The organism is Pseudoalteromonas luteoviolacea S2607, assembly GCF_001625575.1.
In the GTDB taxonomy this organism is placed as follows: domain Bacteria; phylum Pseudomonadota; class Gammaproteobacteria; order Enterobacterales; family Alteromonadaceae; genus Pseudoalteromonas; species Pseudoalteromonas luteoviolacea_E.
This window is the reverse complement of the sequence record NZ_AUXV01000072.1, coordinates 110,781-128,732: the sequence shown is the minus strand read 5'-3', so window position 1 is coordinate 128,732 and position 17,952 is coordinate 110,781. Positions and strand designations below refer to the sequence as shown.

At 43.2% G+C, this 17,952-nt stretch carries 16 protein-coding genes; 8 read left to right on the top strand and 8 right to left on the bottom strand.

Features of this window, described 5'->3' with window-relative positions; genetic code table 11:
* The first annotated feature begins 301 nt into the window (after positions 1 to 301).
* Together acs and N480_RS22260 are read left to right on the top strand one after the other, a co-directional pair.
* The gene (gene acs, locus N480_RS22265) at positions 302 to 2,242 is read left to right on the top strand and encodes an acetate--CoA ligase (protein ID WP_063374635.1); all 1,941 of its coding nucleotides are present in this window, start codon (positions 302 to 304) and stop codon (positions 2,240 to 2,242) included.
* 92 nt (positions 2,243 to 2,334) lie between these two features.
* On the top strand, positions 2,335 to 2,988 hold the full coding sequence (locus N480_RS22260; protein ID WP_063374634.1) for a response regulator transcription factor: 654 nt from the start codon (positions 2,335 to 2,337) through the stop codon (positions 2,986 to 2,988).
* A 31-nt stretch (positions 2,989 to 3,019) separates the two neighbouring features.
* Here N480_RS22260 and purU read toward each other — a convergent pair whose 3' ends face one another.
* Entirely contained in the window at positions 3,020 to 3,850 is an 831-nt protein-coding gene (purU, locus tag N480_RS22255; RefSeq protein ID WP_063374633.1) for a formyltetrahydrofolate deformylase, read from the bottom strand.
* Positions 3,851 to 4,043: 193 nt separating this feature from the next.
* Between purU and N480_RS22250 the strand changes: the two genes are divergently transcribed.
* Positions 4,044 to 4,424 (top strand): response regulator, encoded by a 381-nt coding sequence (locus N480_RS22250; protein ID WP_063374632.1) that lies wholly within the window; start codon positions 4,044 to 4,046, stop codon positions 4,422 to 4,424.
* An 11-nt stretch (positions 4,425 to 4,435) separates the two neighbouring features.
* Here N480_RS22250 and N480_RS22245 read toward each other — a convergent pair whose 3' ends face one another.
* Genes N480_RS22245 through N480_RS22235 form a run of 3 tightly spaced genes read right to left on the bottom strand, consistent with a single transcriptional unit; the run spans position 4,436 to position 6,766 of the window.
* Positions 4,436 to 5,029: a Crp/Fnr family transcriptional regulator gene (locus N480_RS22245; RefSeq protein ID WP_063374631.1), complete on the bottom strand. Its 594-nt coding sequence runs from the start codon at positions 5,027 to 5,029 to the stop codon at positions 4,436 to 4,438.
* A 37-nt stretch (positions 5,030 to 5,066) separates the two neighbouring features.
* A complete protein-coding gene (locus tag N480_RS22240; RefSeq protein WP_063374630.1) occupies positions 5,067 to 5,939 on the bottom strand; it encodes a DMT family transporter in 873 nt (290 codons plus the stop codon).
* A gap of 5 nt (positions 5,940 to 5,944) precedes the next feature.
* Positions 5,945 to 6,766 (bottom strand): arylamine N-acetyltransferase family protein, encoded by an 822-nt coding sequence (locus N480_RS22235; RefSeq protein ID WP_063374629.1) that lies wholly within the window; start codon positions 6,764 to 6,766, stop codon positions 5,945 to 5,947.
* Positions 6,767 to 6,954: 188 nt separating this feature from the next.
* On the opposite strand from N480_RS22235, the gene N480_RS22230 reads away from it, so the two are divergent.
* Positions 6,955 to 7,596, top strand: a complete 642-nt coding sequence (locus N480_RS22230) for an NAD(P)-dependent oxidoreductase (protein ID WP_063374628.1) — start codon at positions 6,955 to 6,957, stop codon at positions 7,594 to 7,596.
* Here the strand turns inward: N480_RS22230 and N480_RS22225 are convergent.
* Positions 7,580 to 8,392, bottom strand: a complete 813-nt coding sequence (locus tag N480_RS22225; protein ID WP_063374627.1) for an AraC family transcriptional regulator — start codon at positions 8,390 to 8,392, stop codon at positions 7,580 to 7,582. The genes N480_RS22230 and N480_RS22225 overlap by 17 nt on opposite strands.
* Before the next feature lie 102 nt (positions 8,393 to 8,494).
* Here N480_RS22225 and N480_RS22220 point away from each other — a divergent pair, with 102 nt between their 5' ends.
* Positions 8,495 to 9,208 carry a glutamine amidotransferase-related protein gene (locus tag N480_RS22220; RefSeq protein ID WP_063374626.1) on the top strand — a complete coding sequence of 238 codons (714 nt, stop codon included), beginning with the start codon at positions 8,495 to 8,497 and terminating at the stop codon, positions 9,206 to 9,208.
* A gap of 82 nt (positions 9,209 to 9,290) precedes the next feature.
* On the top strand, positions 9,291 to 9,776 hold the full coding sequence (locus N480_RS22215) for a MarR family winged helix-turn-helix transcriptional regulator (protein WP_063374625.1): 486 nt from the start codon (positions 9,291 to 9,293) through the stop codon (positions 9,774 to 9,776).
* Between the two features lie 5 nt (positions 9,777 to 9,781).
* Here the strand turns inward: N480_RS22215 and N480_RS22210 are convergent, their stop codons facing one another.
* The 3 genes from N480_RS22210 to gorA all read right to left on the bottom strand — a co-directional run bounded on the left by N480_RS22210 (position 9,782) and on the right by gorA (position 14,421).
* Positions 9,782 to 11,734, bottom strand: coding sequence for a BCCT family transporter (locus tag N480_RS22210; RefSeq protein ID WP_063374624.1), 1,953 nt, complete (start codon positions 11,732 to 11,734; stop codon positions 9,782 to 9,784).
* A 297-nt stretch (positions 11,735 to 12,031) separates the two neighbouring features.
* Positions 12,032 to 12,892, bottom strand: a complete 861-nt coding sequence (locus N480_RS22205; RefSeq protein WP_063374623.1) for a substrate-binding periplasmic protein — start codon at positions 12,890 to 12,892, stop codon at positions 12,032 to 12,034.
* A 170-nt stretch (positions 12,893 to 13,062) separates the two neighbouring features.
* On the bottom strand, positions 13,063 to 14,421 hold the full coding sequence (gorA, locus tag N480_RS22200) for a glutathione-disulfide reductase (RefSeq protein ID WP_063374622.1): 1,359 nt from the start codon (positions 14,419 to 14,421) through the stop codon (positions 13,063 to 13,065).
* A 153-nt stretch (positions 14,422 to 14,574) separates the two neighbouring features.
* On the opposite strand from gorA, the gene prlC reads away from it, so the two are divergent.
* Positions 14,575 to 16,620 (top strand): oligopeptidase A, encoded by a 2,046-nt coding sequence (prlC, locus tag N480_RS22195; protein ID WP_063374621.1) that lies wholly within the window; start codon positions 14,575 to 14,577, stop codon positions 16,618 to 16,620.
* 126 nt (positions 16,621 to 16,746) lie between these two features.
* Complete coding sequence (locus N480_RS22190; RefSeq protein WP_063374620.1) at positions 16,747 to 17,901, top strand: response regulator transcription factor; 1,155 nt, start codon at positions 16,747 to 16,749, stop codon at positions 17,899 to 17,901.
* The last annotated feature ends 51 nt before the right edge of the window (positions 17,902 to 17,952 follow it).

Below are 17,952 nucleotides of genomic sequence, written 5' to 3'. Positions count from 1 at the left end.
ATGATGGTTGTTATTTGCTCAATTACCTTTTGGTCTATAAGACTAAGGTTGAATAGCGAATGGCATATTTGAAAAAGCCTTTGGCAATAAATAATTACACTTCCATATTGGTTGCTTTAGGCCCCTTTCTAGCTTTACTTCGAAAGAATCAGTATGCTGTTTCTGGTTAATTTATAGTTAATACTTAGAGAATTGAGTAAAGTTAAAGCAACAATTACAACTAAGGTCTAATACTTAATCGTACAGTTGTAAGTGATCCTTGAGTGAAGCCGTAAGGCAAGTAATTAATATGGAGATAAGTATGTCACAGAGCATTTATCCGGTACCTGAAGCGATCAAAAAGGCTGCACTGGTAGATAACGAGCAATATCAATCACTATACAAGCAGTCTATTGATGACCCAGAGGGGTTTTGGGCCGAACACGGTAAACGCCTAGACTGGTTCACACCGTATAATAAGGTAAAAAACACCTCTTTTGACAAAGGCCACATCAGTATCAAGTGGTTTGAAGATGGTGTCCTTAATGCTTCCTATAACTGTATTGATCGTCACCTTGAAAAAAATGCCGACAAAGTGGCAATGATTTGGGAAGGTGATGACCCTAGCCAAAGCGAAAATATTACCTTTCAAACATTGCATGACGAAGTGGCCAAGCTTGCAAATGGCTTGAAAAAGTTGGGTGTTGAAAAAGGTGACCGAGTCGCAATTTATATGCCGATGACGCCACAAGCCATTTATGCCATGCAAGCGTGTGCGCGTATTGGCGCTATCCACTCTGTTGTTTTTGGCGGCTTTTCACCGTCGGCAATCGCTGACAGAATTAAAGATTCGGGCGCCAAAGTTGTGATCACATCTGATGAAGGTCGTCGCGGTGGCAACACAGTTCCTCTAAAAGCGAATGTAGATGAAGCCGTTGCACAGGACTCTGTTACAACTATTGAACACGTTATCGTGCACCAGCTGACTGGTGGTGAAGTTGAATGGAGTAACCACGATGTATGGTGGCATGAGTTAACGGCAGATGTTGCTGCTGAGTGTGCGCCAGAACCAATGAACGCAGAAGATCCGCTCTTTATTCTTTATACATCAGGTTCAACAGGCCAGCCTAAAGGTGTTGTACACACAACGGGTGGCTATTTAGTGTATGCGTCAATGACACATGAGTATGTGTTTGACCTAAAAGATGATGACGTATTTTGGTGTACAGCAGATGTGGGTTGGATTACAGGCCACAGTTATATGGCATATGGCCCATTGGTTAATGGCTGTACTCAGGTTATTTTTGAAGGGGTACCAACATACCCAAGCTCAGGTCGTATTGGTGAGGTCGTTGATAAACATCAAGTGACAATCTTATATACCGCACCAACAGCTATTCGTGCCTTGATGGCGAAGGGTGACGAACCTACAGCTAGCTCTAAACGTACGAGTCTACGTATTATGGGCTCGGTAGGTGAGCCGATTAACCCTGAAGCATGGGCATGGTACTACGAGCAGATTGGTAACAGTGCTTGTCCGATTGTTGACACTTGGTGGCAAACGGAAACGGGTGGCATTATGATCACGCCACTGCCTGGTGCAATTGATATGAAGCCAGGTTCTGCAACACGTCCATTTTTTGGCATCGCGCCAGCGTTGTTTGATGCCGAAGGCAATACACTAGAAGGTGCAACAGAAGGTAACTTAGTTATTTTAGATAGCTGGCCTTCACAAGCGCGCACGGTGTATGGTGATCATGAACGTTTCGAGCAGACTTATTTCTCTGCCTACCCAGGCGTTTATTTTACTGGTGATGGCTGTCGCCGTGATGAAGATGGATATTATTGGATAACAGGCCGTGTAGACGATGTGCTAAATGTATCAGGTCACAGACTTGGCACAGCAGAAATTGAAAGTGCGTTGGTTGCGCACGAAGCTGTTGCAGAAGCAGCCGTGGTGGGTTACCCCCATGATATCAAAGGCCAAGGTATCTACGTATACGTCACACCGAACGAAGGCGTAGTGGTAACCGATGAACTAACGAAAGAAGTTCGCAGCTGGGTGAGAAAAGAGTTAAGCCCAATCGCATCGCCAGATATGATCCAGTGGTCACCAGGGTTACCAAAGACACGCTCTGGTAAAATTATGCGCCGTATTTTACGTAAAATCGCCGCGAATGAGTACCAACAGTTGGGAGATACCTCTACATTGGCAGATCCAAGTGTAGTGGACGAGTTGATTGAAAATCGTTTGAACCGTTAATTGAGCGTTAAAAACTTGAAATTAAGCGAATTCTAAACGTACTATATCGGCTGTCTTTACAACAAAGACAGCCGATTTTTTAGGAGCTATGCATGAATCAGTTTTTAATTGCGGATGATCACCCTCTATTTAGAGAAGCGCTAAAGGGGGCATTGCAAAATCAGTTTGAGGGACTAGAAGTCATTGAGTCGGAAAACTTTGAACAGACGTTAGAGCGGCTGTCTGAAAATGATGACTTAGATTTATTATTATTAGATCTACATATGCCAGGTAATGGCGATTTGTATGGACTTATTCGCATTCGAGAAGACTACCCAGCTTTACCCATCGTTGTCGTTTCGGGAAGTGAAGACCTGAATACCATTTCTAAGGTGATGGGGTATGGTGCGATGGGGTTTATACCCAAAGCTTCCTCTTCACAGGATATTGTCACGGCACTGACGCAAGTATTAGAAGGTGAAACGTGGCTACCCTCTGATATAAAAGAAAAAATAGAAGACTTGGGAGGTGAAGAAAGGGAGCTTGCACAGCAGATTGCTTCATTGACACCACAGCAGTATAAAGTACTTCAATACCTTCATGAGGGATTACTTAACAAACAGATCGCTTATGAACTCAGTATTTCAGAAGCCACTGTCAAAGCACATATCACCGCTATCTTTAGAAAGTTAGGTGTTTACAATCGAACTCAAGCAGTATTAATCGCTTCTAAATTACAATTAGAGCCAATTGAAGCGGCAAAGTAGCAAGCGCTACTTTTGCACCTTCATTAATACGCTATTTAAAAACCACCGTTTTGTTGCCATTAATAAATAGCTTGTGTTCAGAAGCAAGCTGCAACGCCTTGCAAAAAACCGTCTTTTCTATATCTCGGCCAATTTTGGCCATTGATTCTGCATTGTTGGCATGCGTGATTTGGGTTACATCCTGAACGATGATTGGCCCTTCATCGAGCTCATTATTGACAAAGTGCGCGGTTGCACCGATGATCTTTACACCGCGTTCAAATGCTTGGTGATAGGGTTTTGCGCCAATAAAGGCTGGCAAGAACGAATGGTGAATATTGATTATTTTGTCTTCGAAGCGTGCCACAAACTCGGGGCTTAGGATACGCATGTACTTTGCAAGTCCAATAAGCTCTGGAGAGTATTTTGCAATCAAGTCGCCCACCTGCTGGTCATGCTCACTGCGGCTTAAGCCTTCATGTGAAACACAATGAAATGGGATTTTAAACGCGCTGACAAGCGGCTCTAAATCAGGGTAGTTGGCGATAACTGCCATTACTTCAATATTGAGAGCGTTTTCAAACTGTTTTAAAAGCACACCTCCTAAGCAGTGGGCTTCTTTGGTTGCAAGTAACACAACTTTTACCTTGGTATGGCTATGCAAGTGGGTCATTGCGCCATCGGGTAGGTTAGCCTGTAGCTGCGACAAGAAAAGCTCGCTGGGCGAACCTGTCAGCTCAGTACGCATAAAGAAACGTTTGCCTTCGGTGTCTACAAATTCATTGTTTCGAACAATATTTAAGTTGTGCTCATGGCACAAACTTGTGATTTTGGCGATTAAGCCGATTTCATCACGACATTGCGTTGTTAATATATAACTCATGGTCCTCATTCCAATCGTTTAGCGGTCTTTCAGATTAACCTAATGACATATAAATGCAATGCGACTTTTGAATCGATTATTCCGATTTTTGTGTTGAATCAAGTCAAACTATCAATAGAGAGAGTTGAACACTAAATGTTCTTATGTACTACACTAATATTTCGTTGAAAACAGCCTAGGTCTACAGGTGCGTATGGCCCGAATAAAAATACTGATCGCGGATGATTCCAATACAATGAGGCAGTTAACATTACAGACTTTGAGAGCATTGGGGTACAGGGAGTTAGACGAAGCACGAGATGGACGGCAAGCGCTGATGAAGCTCAATACTTATCATTACGATGTTTTAGTCACGGATTGGAACATGCCTGGCTTGAATGGGTTTGACTTAGTCAAGATTATGAAATCGGACGAACGCTTAAGCCGAATTAAGGTGATTATGCTCACGTCAGAAACATCAATGTATAAAGTGAAGCAAATTGTTGAACTTGGCATTAACGAGTATATCTGCAAACCTTTTTCGCCTGATATGCTCGCCAAGAAAATATCACGTCTTAACCTCGTTCAGGGCTAAATAATGTGATTTTAGAGTTCTAATTTTCTACGGATCCGACTTAGGGCGATGGGCGTAATACCAATATGAGAGGCGATCATTTTGAGCGGTACTTTACCACTGAGTTCGGGGTTATTAGAGAGAAAGTCTAAATACCGTTGTTCGGCGCTGTGGTATGCAAAAGCATGTTCGCGTTCCTCTTTTTTTATGAAGAGGTTTTCTAATAATTGGGTGTAAGCTTCTAAAAAGCCTGGATGCTGTTTCATCGTGTTGAAAAAGCGATGCCATTCAAACTCTAGACAAATGACTTCATCAAGGGCTTCAATACTAAAAAGTGCAGGCGTATTTCTGGTCATTGCCCGCGTTGACCCAGCGATGCTTGGCGCGCACGCAAATGATTGGGTAAACTCTTTGCCATCGGTCGAGACATTAAAATAACGTACGTAGCCTTGTGTAATAAAAAATAAATTGGGTGCAAGGTTGCCTTGACTCATGAGCAAAGCGCCTTTTTGATAGTGTCTTAACTTGCCCCGTAAGCCGTATTTATTAAAATCAGCCACTGATAACGGCTTATGCTCACTGCTGAAAAAAGCTACAAAGTCTTTTAATTGGTGTTCTATATCCATATCTAATTCCTAGCTTTTTGTAATTATAGGTACAATCCTAGGCTTTACTTGAAATCAAGTAAAGCGCTAACAATGTGATTAAAAAAGCCGGTAGACAAGTAAGTAATACCTCGAACTGGGCAAGACCTTGAAACAAGATAACCAAAATCGGCACCAAGTAAGTGGCAGCCAGAAAGGCATTGGGACTATAGTGCTTGAGTAGGTATTGCTGTAAAAAGAATGTGCCTAAAGTCGTAAACAGGGTCAAATAAACAATGCCAAACCAAAATACCGAATTGTCCCAAGCGATTTTCTGAGGGCGACCATACAACATAAACGATGGAAGTAGTAATAGGCTGCCAAGTGAAACGATCATAAATGTGCTTAGCAAGGCTGGTTGCGAACTGGCCCACTTTTTAGCGAGCACCACATGTAGTGCCAAACTAAAGCAAGAGAGCAAAAATAGGCTGTCGCCTCTGAACCATTTAGTTGTTATTTCGGCGTTGGTGTTGGTAATCAATAGCGTCCAAATGGCACCAAATATGCCCAGTAAAAATCCCAACAGTTGCATTGTTTTCGGTACAACTTGTAATAACCCATAGCTCAGCAGCACACATATCAGTGGTAGCAATGTATAAATAACCGCTGTTCGTTGCGCTGTCGTAGTTTTGAGTGACTCAAATAATCCGATGAAAAAAAGCACAAGGAACAGACTAATAACCGCATATTTTATCAGCTGCCGCACATCAAGTTTGAAGTCAGTGCCAAAACGAATCAAAGGGAGCAGGCATATACTAGTCAGAGAAAATCGTAACCAAGTTGCAGCTATGGGAGATGCATAAGGTAGCACTTGCTCCGACACAATAAACGAAGAAGCAAGCAGGCCTACCCATACAAAAAGCAATATAGATTGAGTGAGAGGGGATTGCATACATATCACCTGATTTGGCTATCTGGTAGAGCAAATTTTCTGAATAAGTACGTTGAAATCGCGAAGTCCAAGTTGAGATTAAACTGTTGATTGAGTAGCTGGTGGAGCTGTTTTTCACAGGTGATGGTGGTGATTTCTGTGTACTTGTCGGTGATATGGTGGTATTGCCCATTTCTGAGGGAGTGTGTTATATCGAGTGTCTTTCTACTTACCACCAAGTTTTTGACAAAAGCGGCCTCAGGGTACTTGTGGGAATAAAAATGACTTAGGTCGCAGTCTGATTCTGTATAGTTATATAAATCAAAGGTATACAAAGTAAAAAACGCCCCATTTTTTAACACTTGAAAGTGATAAGTTGTTCCGTTTTTTAGGCTTATCTGAAAGATCTCACTGCCTTGCTGTTGTGGGGTATCTAAAACAAGCTTTAATGGATAAAAGGCGCCTTGAGGGCCAAATCCAACGTCCAAAAGATAGTCCGCACCTTCATAGGTTACTAAAGTTGCTCTGTGAGTTCTTGGGACATCAATATCGCGGTTATAAACTACTTTTGCCAATAGCAGTTTTACATCAAATCCGAGACTTTGCAGTATTGTGTAAACCAACTTGTTGTGTTCAAAGCAGTATCCGCCGCTTTGTTTCGTAATAAGCTTGTTGAACAGGTGCGGTATGTCCAATGGCATTGGCCGATTGAGTAATACCGAGATGCTGTTAAAGCTGTATTGGGCGATGTGCTTTCGTTGTAGCTGGTTTAAAAACTCGAGGTCGAGAACGCGGTGTGTTAGGCCTAGTTCTGTTAAATACTGTTGTGCGATTTGTACATTATTCATGGTGGGTTCTTTGTCTAATAAATTATGAATCAAAGCTTAAAGAGCAAAGCGGGGGTTGTAATGAACCTAGGTTTATTGTGCGCAAACAAAAAAACTTCAGTGACTAAACCTCGGTTAATTTATCTTGGGACCAAGGTACTTAAAGTAAGCACCGTGTACAGCGTAACAAACATATAAAGGAGAAAGGTATGCGTATAACAGTATTTGGTGCAACAGGTAACATTGGTCAAGTTGTGGTGGCTGAAGCGCTCAATCGAGGGCATCAAGTAACCGCGGTGACTCGCAGTGCAGCGAAAGCTACGCAGCTACCAGCGTCGGTACAGGTTGAAGTGGCAGATGTGAATAATGTTGAAGATGTTATTAGGCTAAGCCAAGGCCAAGATCTTGTGATTAGTGCGACAAGGCCAGCTGAGGGGCAAGAAAAGCAATTAGTCAGTATTGCGAATGCACTATTAGAAGGGCTTTTAGAAACACACACGCGATTACTCCTTGTCGGTGGAGCCGCTTGTTTAACCGTTCCTAACACAGGTGGCAAGTTGGTCCTTGATGATGTGTCTTTGGTTCCCCCTGCGTGGAAAAGTATTGCACAGGCTTGCTATGAGCAATATCAACATTGTGTGTCTCATCGCAATCAAAACTGGACATATATGAGCCCTGCGGCATTAATTGGCCCTGGGGCACGCACCGAGCAATTTAGAGTGAGCGATGGAGAGCTCTTAGTGGACGAACAAGGGAAGTCACATATTTCTTGGCAAGACTTTGCCATTGCATTGCTTGACGAAGCACAATCTCCAAAGTTTTTGGGGGGTAAATTTACAGTTGGCTACTGACATGCGATAGGCTATGAGCGGTTTTTGTCTGAAGCATAAATTGGCGGTATTTGTGCGGCGTGTTTAAAAAGAGGGCCTTAAATGCCGAAATGTAGGCCGCGTCGGATGCAAAGCCAAGGTTTAGCGCGATGTTTTGTATTGAACAGTTTGTGGATAGCAGTTCTAAAGACAGCACGAGTCTCAGGTGCTGACGCCAAGCTCTAAATGATTGATTAAATTCTTTGGCGAACAAACGACTTAATGTACGCTCAGAGGCGCCTACTTGCAGTGCCCATTGGGCCAATGTTAGGCGTGTAGCTGGTTGGTCTATGAGTCCTTCAAAAATCGCTAAAGTTCGCCGATCTTTTGGTTTTAAAAGCGGAATATCGTAGTTGGCGGCCGCGGCAATTTGGTCGTTTAAAACGCGCAGCAGGTTTTCTGTGGCCTTGTTGTCGGGCGCATCTGCTTGTTTGAGGAGCAGTAACACCAATTCTTTAAAAAAAGGTGTCACTAAGCAAGACTTTGGCGCATGACAAAAAGTCACCTTACTTGCAGGGTTCAAATAAAGTGAAGAAAACTCTGTGTGGGTGAACGCCACAGATTTATGCGGCGTTCCAGCTGGGATATATAAAAGCGCGTTATGTGGCACAACAACCCGTCGTTTGTCTATCTCCGACTGCAATAACCCTGATACGGGAAAAATAATTTGATGCCAAGGGTGCTGGTGGTAGTCATCTAGGTAGCCAGCAGGCATGCTAATTGTCTTTGCTAAGAGCTGTTTTTGTTGGTTGATATCGATTAATGTGTTGGCGTCCATAGATGGCGGTTTTTATATGTTTTATGTCTTATAGTTTAAATTAAGCCGTGAAAGATTGTTATATGATAAACCTTCCTTTATTTTGCCAAGGCAAAGAAGCGCATGCATCTTCATTTTGTTATTCATGAGTATTTTGAGGCGCCAGGTGCTTTCGAGCAATGGGCGCGACGGGCACAGCATCGAATTAGCTATTCTCGATTGTATCAAGGTGATCATTTACCAAGCAATTCAGACGGGGTTGATATGCTGGTGGTAATGGGTGGCCCACAAAGCCCTGCTACTACTCAGGCTCAATGCTCTCATTTTGACGCTATTGCAGAGCAGCGTTTAATCAAGCAGTTTATTGACGCGCATAAACTAGTGATTGGCGTTTGCTTGGGCGCTCAGCTAATTGGTGAGGCATTGGGGGCTCCCCATCAACCCAGTCCAGAAAGAGAAATAGGCAAGTTTCCTATCTATTTGACTGACAATGCTAAGTTACATGCTTTGGTAAGTCACTTTGGACAGAAACTCGATGTTGGCCACTGGCACAACGACATGCCAGGGCTTACGCCAGAGGCTAAAATATTAGCTTACAGTGAAGGCTGTCCAAGACAAATTGTACAATACCAAAAGTGGGTCTTTGGCTTTCAATGCCATATGGAATTGACCATCGATCTGGTTAAGCTTCTGAGTCAACATGAAGACTTTAGCGAAGCACACCTCCAGCGTTTTGTGCAAAGGCCAGAAGAGCTTGCAGGTCATGACTATGCACAAATGAACGAGGTACTTTATGTCTTTTTAGACAAGCTCGCAGAGGCCTTTTCGCAAGGTTAGCGCTTTGAATGTATTGATTTATAGCTCAAGTTAACGATTGTGATTATACTGCGGTTGTTGCTGTATTTATTGGTCATAAAAAATGGAAAAATACGAAGAACTCTTAGTATCGATAAGAAAAGTCATTCGGGCGATTGATCTACATTCTAAGCATTTGAATAAATCGTCAGGTTTAACTGGGCCACAACTCTTGATCATGCAAGAAATTGCGCGAGTAAAAGGGGTGACAGCCAGTCAAATTGCGAAAAATGTGAATTTAAGTGCCGCGACAGTGACCAATATTTTGGACCGATTAGAAAGTCGGGGGCTTGTTGAGCGTGTAAGGAGCTCGCAAGATAAAAGGCGTGTTAGCTTGTTTTTATCGCAGCAGGGAAAAGGGCTATTAATTGATGCCCCCCAGCCCTTGCAAGAACACTTTATCCAAAACTTTTGTGAATTAGAGGAGTGGGAGCAGTCTCTATTACTGTCTTCGATGCAACGTATTGCAACTATGATGGATGCCAATGAATTAGACGCCGCACCAGTGTTAGAAATTGCCCCTATGAGTCAGAACGAGTCCGGTAAATGAATGTGCTACTCACGTAGCACATTCAAAAAGTGTAGGTGTTTTTGGTACTGCGACAGTACATCATTAATAACGGCGGTTTCCGACCAGCCCATTATGTCGTAATTTTGCCCACCTTCGCTGAGGTGCACTTCTGCACAGTAGTAAGAGTCACTATCGGTGACATCACTTTGTGTAAAATCAGGTTGCAGACGCTTGTTTTTATAAACACCATAAACAAAGTCATGCTCGTCGCCGTGGTGAACGGTAAGAATAACAGCCGAGTTGTGCACTTTCACCTCTGCGTCTACCTGATTATTTTCAAATTCATCTCTGATTTTTTTCAGAGCAGGTTTGACTTCTTTCAAGATAAACTTATCGACTTTTCCCTTTGCTGGAGTAGCAATCAGAAGTGCAAGACTTTCTTGCCAAGTTTGCTCGTCATTTACTTGGTTTTCAAACGTCATAGGCATGGTTTGTGCGCTGCGTTTGGCATCGTCTACTCTAAGGGCGCTAATTAAGCCATAGCAGGCAATTAATAGCACAATAGAAAAAGGCAGAGCACTTGCAATAGTGAGTGTCTGCAGCGCATCTAATCCGCCAGCTAAACTCAATGCTGCCGCAACAACCCCAACGCCAATAGACCAGAATAGTCTTTGCCACAGGGGGGTATTGTTATTACCGTTAGAGCACAGCATGTCGATGACCATTGCGCCAGAGTCGCATGAGGTGACAAAGAACACCACAATCATAATGATAGAAAGGCCAATGAGTATTTGTGACAGAGGGTAGTTTTCTAAAAAGACATACAAGGCAACAGCCGAGTTGTCGCTAACCATTTGCGAAATATTGGTTAACCCCTGCTCAAAAATCATCGCGAGGGCTGAGTTACCAAAGATGGTCATCCACAGTAGAGTAAAGGCTGTTGGTATGCAGGTAACCCCAATTACAAACTCGCGAATTGTGCGTCCTTTAGAAATTCGGGCAATAAATAATCCGACAAAAGGCGCCCACGCTAGCCACCAACCCCAATAAAAGATTGTCCAACCGCCTATCCAGTCTTTCTTTTCATAAGCAAACAAATTGAAAGTAGTTGAAACGATATCTGAAAGGTATTCACCAACATTTTGTACATAGGCTTGAAGTAAAAATACGCTAGGACCAATAAAAAATATCAGGGCCAATAGCACTACGGCCAAAATCATATTCGTTTGAGAGAGAATCTTAATGCCTTTATCTAGCCCAGTTGCCACGGAAATAGAAGCCAAGGCGGTGATACCTATCATGATTAAGACTTGGTTGAGCGTTGAAACTTCAAATGAAAATAGATATGCCAGTCCAGAGTTGACTTGAGCGGCTCCCAGTCCAAGGGAGGTCGCGACACCAAATACAGTTCCCACTACCGCGAATATATCTACAGCATGGCCTGCCCAGCCATTTATTCTATCGCCAATTATCGGGTAGAGCGCGGAGCGCAGTGTTAAGGGTAAATTATGGCGGTAACTAAAGTAAGCGAGGATCATCGCTACTATGGCGTAAATGGCCCAAGCGTGAAAACCCCAATGAAAGAATGTGATCTTCATTGCTTCTTTAATCGCTTCAAGAGAGCCACTCTCTTGTGATGGCGGAGAAACAAAATGCATTACGGGTTCCGCAACGCCAAAAAACATCAGCCCGATCCCCATGCCGGCGGCAAAGAGCATTGCCAACCAAGTTGAAAAACTATAGTCGGGATCAGAGTGGTCAGGCCCAAGCTTTATTTCGCCAAATCGTGACATACTAAGGTACACGACCAGACCTAAAATAATGGCCACCGTTAATACGTAAAACCAACTCGCGTTTTGAGTTATGGCTGATTGAGTGAATGAAAATAGTGAAGAAGCGGTCGCAGGACTGAGTACGGCAAAAATAACCAGCAATAATACGACGGCTGAGGATGTATAAAATACGGGTAAATTTAGAGACGAGTTGTCTTTTTTCATAGTGAAGCTCTAATGATTAGATCACAAATAAACTTGTTTTGGTCTGGTATATCACTATTCGATGCGTTGGTTATAAACATATTGCCTAACATCGTCAGTATAAACCTCATTTCAAAACATAAAGCGCTAATAAATTTAGAGCTCTAATGATTAGTATTGTAACTATTAACCCATCATAGATAAAGAAAGGGGTTGTTTATTCAGTTATGGCTACTGAGAGAGGGCGTTTCAGAGTTTCGTTGTGATATGGTATTGAGGCTAAGTAATTTTAGTTGTAACTAAATTGGAGTGGATTATTTATTCTTGTTCTTCTTGAAGCTCTGGTTGCACAGATTGACGCAGTTTCTCTTCAAGTTCAGCGGTATAAAAGGGAACGTAGCGCTGTATGATCTCAAGTCGCTTGCCTGCTTGATTAAGTTTTTCAAGTGCACTTTGCCATTTAGCGATAATGTCATCTGGTGTTTCCAATGAAAACGCCATGTATACACCTTGAGCTGGCAATTGAATATTCATTGCTTTGAGGTGTGACAGAGGATGACCAGCTAAGCTGAGGACTTCACGGGTATTCATTAACGACAACATTGTACAATCAAAACGGCTTTTAGGTTGGAGCAACAGTTGTATCGCTCGAACTTGGCTTTGTGTTTCATGAAAAGGGATTTGATTCCGTTCGTAAAGCTCCGAATCCCGCACCTTGTGTTGCGTGATACATGTCGCATCACTCTGCTTTATATCTTCCAAGCTATTAAACTCTCTCGTGTCTTTCGACTTTTGATAGAGTACCGGGCCATCATATAACAAAGGACCAACCCACTTGAATCGCTCTAGTCTCGCTGGTGTTTGTGCAACAACGAGGTGAGCACGATGGTATACAATGGTTTGCCGATATCTGGCACTGACGACTTTAGAACCCTTTTCTAGCATTTTAATGCCACGTGCAAATGAGCCGATTTGAACCGAATGCTGACGCCCAAGTATTTGTTCAAGCTCATGAAAAATATCCACGATAAAGCCACTTTGCACTTCACCGTGATGGGTAATGATAAATGGCTCTAGTGGATGCGCTGATACCAATAGTTTGTGTCTATAAGTCTTAGCATGGGCTGGTTGAATACTGGCCCACATACATATCAAACTGACAATCCACAGTGCTTTCATAAGTACTTACATTACATCAAGGTTTGTATGAGTATTGTGGCCAGAGTCGGATTTGTCTAATTTACAAGAAGGGCGAACAAAAAATATGCAAACAAAAGAGTCAAATGAAGCACTAAAACTAATAGGGCCATGTTATTAACATCGCCCTATTGTAGATTGAGCGCAGCCGTTTATCTCATAGTAACAAACTCTTCTGAGCCTGTTGGGTGAATGGCTACTACCGAATCAAAGTCTGCTTTGGTTGCGCCCATCTTCATCGCAACACCAAAGCCTTGGATCATTTCATCAACCGCGAAACCAATACCGTGTAAGCCTACAATTTTTTCTTCAGGGCCTACGCAAACGAGCTTCATTCGGCAAGGTTGACGGTGTTGTGTTACTGCCGTGTACATGGCTGCGAAAGTTGAGTTGTACACTTTAACGTTGTCTTCGCCGTACTTTGCAATTGCTTCTGGTTCAGTAAGTCCAATGGTACCAATTGGCGGGTGGCTGAACACAACGGTTGGTACAAGGTTGTAGTCCATTTTGGCATTTGGCAGTTCTGGGTTAAATAGGCGTTCAGCAAGCATACGCCCAGCTTTTACAGCCACTGGCGTTAACTCAATACCGCCTTCCATAATATCGCCCAGTGCATAAATACCAGACACAGATGTATTTTGCCACTCATCTACTTTTACGTAGCCTTTATCCGTGATTTCAACATCGGTAGCGGCTAAGTTAATTTTGTCTGTTACCGGCTCGCGACCAATTGCCCAGATGACTTGGTCGACTGTGTGTGATTCGCCGTTTTCAAGATGTAGTGTTATAGAACCATCTGCTTCTTTCACAAGCTCTTTTGGTGTTGCATGTGTATGTAGTGTTGGCCCTTCTTTCTCCATCACTTCAGTCAGTGTTTCAACGACCATAGGGTCAAAATTACGAAGTGGCGCATGTTTGCGTACAAATAAGTGGGTCTCAGTACCTAAACTATGCAGAACACCAGCTAATTCAACAGCGATGTAGCCCGCGCCAATAACAGCAACGCGGCGTGGCTGCTCGTTTAATTCAAAGAAGCCATTTGAATCAATGCCATGTTCAGCGCCTGGGATATTCGGCACACTCGGGCGGCCACCAACAGCAATACAGATATGGTCGGCTGTGTATTGTTCACCATTGACCTCAATGGTTTTATTGTCGATGAATTTGGCAAACCCGTTAATGACAGTGACGCCATTACTTGCAAGGTATTTGTTGTAACCTTGATGAATACGACCAATATAAGCTTCGCGGCTTTCCACTAATTTGGCCCAGTTAAAGTTTTTTAGCTCAACATCGAAGCCGTAGTCTGGTGCATAAAGCTTGATGGCTTCTGCAACCTGAGCACCGTGCCACATAACTTTTTTAGGTACGCAGCCTACGTTAACACACGTGCCACCCATATGTTTTGCTTCGACAAGTGCGACTTTAGCGCCACGCATTGCCGCACGGTTAGCTGATGCGATGCCGCCACTGCCACCACCGATGGCAATGTAGTCAAAATGTTGAGCCATAATTTTTCCTCTTCTGAATTCGCTGAACTAGTCTTAAGATGACAGACTAAATACGTCATTACTTTCAACTAGGTTAGTAAGTTTTACTTGTATTTGCGCTATTAGCCCTTATTTCAAGTTTAATTGGGAAATAAAAAATTAAAGAGAGACATTATGAGTAACCCATTAATTGGTTTAGAAGGATTACCGCCGTTTTCAAAAATAAAGCCAGAGCATATTGTTCCCGCACTAAAAGCAGCTATTGAACACTGTCGCAATACCATTGACCGTATTGTAGAGCAGGACCAGTTTACTTGGGATAACTTTGTTCTGCCCTATGAAGAAGCGGATGATAAGCTTTCTAGAATGTGGTCACCAGTGTCTCATATGAACTATGTCGTAAATAGTGAAGAATTAAGACAAGCCTATGAAGAATGCCTTCCGCTTATCTCTGAGTATTCAACTTACACAGGTCAACACCAAGGCTTGTATAAAGGCTATTTGTCTATTCAACAAAGTAGTGAGTTCGATAAGCTGTCAGTCGCTCAACAAAAGACCATTACCAATGCTCTAAGAGATTTTAAGCTATCGGGTATTGCTTTAGATGAGGCTGGACAAAGACGCTATGGCGAGATCAGTGCGCGACTTTCTGAGCTAGGATCAAAGTTTGGTAACAACGTGATGGATGCCACACAAGCTTGGCATTTACATGTAACGGATGAAGCTGATCTTGGTGGATTGCCTGAATCGGCTTTAGCGCTTGCGGCGCATACGGCACAAAGCAAAGAGCTTGAAGGGTGGGTATTTACATTAGATATTCCTTCCTATTTACCGGTGATGACGTATGCCGATAATCGCTCTATGCGTGAGCAAATGTATCGTGCATACGTAACTCGTGCATCGGATCAAGGTCCTAACGCAAACCAATTCGACAACTCAGAGTTAATGACAGAAAAACTAGCTTTGCGCCATGAAATTGCGCAACTGCTTGGATTTGATAATTACGCAGAGCATTCTTTAGCTACAAAAATGGCAGAATCTCCAGCACAGGTCTTTGAGTTTTTAAATGACTTGGCAAAAGCATCTAAACCGCAGGCTCAAAAAGAAGTCGCTGAGCTACAAGCGTTTGCGAAAGAGCAGCATCAGGTGACTCAGCTTGAAGCGTGGGACTATGGTTATTATGGCGAGAAGTTAAAGCAAGCCAAATACGCAATTTCTGATGAGCAATTACGTCCTTACTTCCCAGCTGACAAGGTCCTCAGCGGTCTGTTTGAAACGGTCAATCGCTTATTCGGTATTTCAGTATCGGAAGTGAAAGAATTTGATACGTATCATGAAGACGTACGCTTCTTTGCTATTCACGATCAGCAGGGCACATTGCGTGGTAACTTCTATTTAGACCTATACGCACGAGAGCATAAACGCGGTGGTGCATGGATGGATGATTGTCGAGGTCGCAGAGTATCTGAAAGTGGCACACTACAAACACCTGTAGCTTACTTAGTGTGTAACTTTAATAAGGCGGTAGGAGATAAGCCAGCATTATTTACGCACAACGAAGTGACCACTTTATTCCATGAGTTTGGTCACGGTATTCACCATATGCTGACACAAGTTGATGCACCTGCAGTTTCGGGGATCAATGGGGTTGCTTGGGACGCCGTTGAATTGCCGAGTCAGTTCTTAGAAAACTGGTGTTATGAAGTGGAGGCGTTGAACTTTATTTCCGGTCATTATGAGACGGGTGAGCCACTCCCTAAAGAGTTGCTTGACAAGTTACTTGCTGCTAAAAACTACCAGTCAGCGATGATGATGCTCAGACAAATTGAGTTTTCATTATTTGACTTCCATATTCACGCAGATTACGCCGCTGCACAACCGTGCCAAATTCAAGCGACATTGAATCAAGTCCGTGATCAAATTTCGGTTATTAAGGCGCCTGAGTTCAACCGTTTTCAGCATGCCTTTAGTCACATTTTTGCGGGCGGTTACAGCGCGGGGTACTACTCGTATAAGTGGGCAGAAGTGCTTTCGGCTGATGCGTTTTCTCGCTTTGAAGAGGAAGGGATTTTCAACGCGCAAACGGGTAAATCCTTTATGGAAAATATACTGGAAATGGGCGGGTCTGAAGAGCCTATGGCATTGTTCCAGCGTTTTAGAGGACGTGCACCTCAGGTTGACGCGTTGCTTCGCCATAGTGGCATAGGAAAAGCTGCCTAATTACATAGCTAAGTCACTAATTGGTATATCAAGGCGCCCGAATGGGCGCTTTGTTGTTTTTGCACTCGCAAAATAAGCGTTTCCGTCTATGCTTTGGTAAAGACCTGATCTTGTAGGGAAAGCCATATGACCAACTTAGTGCTTGCCATTGACGATGACAAGCTGATCCACCATGTTATCGAGCAGTCACTATCTCAAAACTGTAAATTGATCCATGCTAAAAATGGTGAGCAAGGCTTAAGGTTAGCGATAAAGTATCAGCCAGATATTATTTTACTTGATGTTGAAATGCCGGGTATGTCAGGGTTTGAGGTGTGTGAACGGCTCAAAGGTGGAGAGCACACGGCAGATATACCCGTGATGTTTTTGTCCTCAAAAGGGGATATTAGCGAGCGAATGCGGGGCTACAATGCGGGAGCCGCAGACTACATCGTTAAGCCTTTTGAAGGGTCTGAGCTACTAGCAAGAATCAAAGTCTTAGATGACTATCGGCGTCAATCGGTGGCCCTCAAGCAAGACATGCAGCGGGCACAAATTACAGCTGAAATTGCCATGACAGACTCTGGCGACATGGGGCGCATAATGCGTTATGTGGGTCAGTCTTATCATGCGCATGACCTCAGTACCCTATCTGAGTACTTTTTAGAGTTTTTTACGCCTCTCAACTTAGAGGTCGCGCTGGCATTTTGGTATCACAATCAGGCCGTGTTTTTTTCACAAGAGGGGGCTATTCAGCCCATCGAGCAAGAGTTACTGGAAACCAATAAAGAGGGAAGCCGTTTTGTCGATTTTGGTCGACGAACCATTATCAATTACCCAAAAGTATCGCTACTCATAAAAAATATGCCGACTGACGACCCTGCGCTTTATGGTCGGTTTAAAGATTTACTCCCCCATATACTTGAAGCAACCAATGCCAAAATAAAAGACATGGAAGTAAGTGAGGTTGCACTTAACAAAGTGGAAGAAATTGGTTTGGCTTTTGCTCAACTGAGCGAGCAACTGAGTTGCATTGGTGAAGTGTATGGCACCAAAGTTTCTGAGTTAGAAGCATTTATTAAAGAAGATAATGTAAAAGCCGCTTTAGGAGAAGAATATAAAGCATCGATGGAAAGCCTTTGCGAGCACTTTGCTTTTGTGAATGACGAGTTTTCAATTATTCGATACAAACTGGGCGAAATAACTCAGGTACGTCAGGAGCTTATTCAAAGTCTCAATCAAATGGCGAAGCCTTGGGGCGAAGAAGAAGTCCCTGCGCAAACTGATATTGAACTGTTTTAGCATCGCAAAGCCGATGCATTCTTTTTTTCTTCATTAAACGTTATACTCTGC

Coding starts and splice junctions, on each gene's coding strand:
- prlC (WP_063374621.1), top strand. CDS start 14,575: ATGAGTAACCCATTAATTGGTTTAGAAGGATTACCGCCGTTTTCAAAA.
- N480_RS22220 (WP_063374626.1), top strand. CDS start 8,495: ATGCATCTTCATTTTGTTATTCATGAGTATTTTGAGGCGCCAGGTGCT.
- N480_RS22205 (WP_063374623.1), bottom strand. CDS start 12,892: ATGAAAGCACTGTGGATTGTCAGTTTGATATGTATGTGGGCCAGTATT.
- N480_RS22230 (WP_063374628.1), top strand. CDS start 6,955: ATGCGTATAACAGTATTTGGTGCAACAGGTAACATTGGTCAAGTTGTG.
- N480_RS22245 (WP_063374631.1), bottom strand. CDS start 5,029: ATGGATATAGAACACCAATTAAAAGACTTTGTAGCTTTTTTCAGCAGT.
- purU (WP_063374633.1), bottom strand. CDS start 3,850: ATGAGTTATATATTAACAACGCAATGTCGTGATGAAATCGGCTTAATC.
- N480_RS22250 (WP_063374632.1), top strand. CDS start 4,044: ATGGCCCGAATAAAAATACTGATCGCGGATGATTCCAATACAATGAGG.
- gorA (WP_063374622.1), bottom strand. CDS start 14,421: ATGGCTCAACATTTTGACTACATTGCCATCGGTGGTGGCAGTGGCGGC.
- N480_RS22190 (WP_063374620.1), top strand. CDS start 16,747: ATGACCAACTTAGTGCTTGCCATTGACGATGACAAGCTGATCCACCAT.
- N480_RS22235 (WP_063374629.1), bottom strand. CDS start 6,766: ATGAATAATGTACAAATCGCACAACAGTATTTAACAGAACTAGGCCTA.
- N480_RS22215 (WP_063374625.1), top strand. CDS start 9,291: ATGGAAAAATACGAAGAACTCTTAGTATCGATAAGAAAAGTCATTCGG.
- N480_RS22260 (WP_063374634.1), top strand. CDS start 2,335: ATGAATCAGTTTTTAATTGCGGATGATCACCCTCTATTTAGAGAAGCG.
- N480_RS22225 (WP_063374627.1), bottom strand. CDS start 8,392: ATGGACGCCAACACATTAATCGATATCAACCAACAAAAACAGCTCTTA.
- N480_RS22240 (WP_063374630.1), bottom strand. CDS start 5,939: ATGCAATCCCCTCTCACTCAATCTATATTGCTTTTTGTATGGGTAGGC.
- N480_RS22210 (WP_063374624.1), bottom strand. CDS start 11,734: ATGAAAAAAGACAACTCGTCTCTAAATTTACCCGTATTTTATACATCC.
- acs (WP_063374635.1), top strand. CDS start 302: ATGTCACAGAGCATTTATCCGGTACCTGAAGCGATCAAAAAGGCTGCA.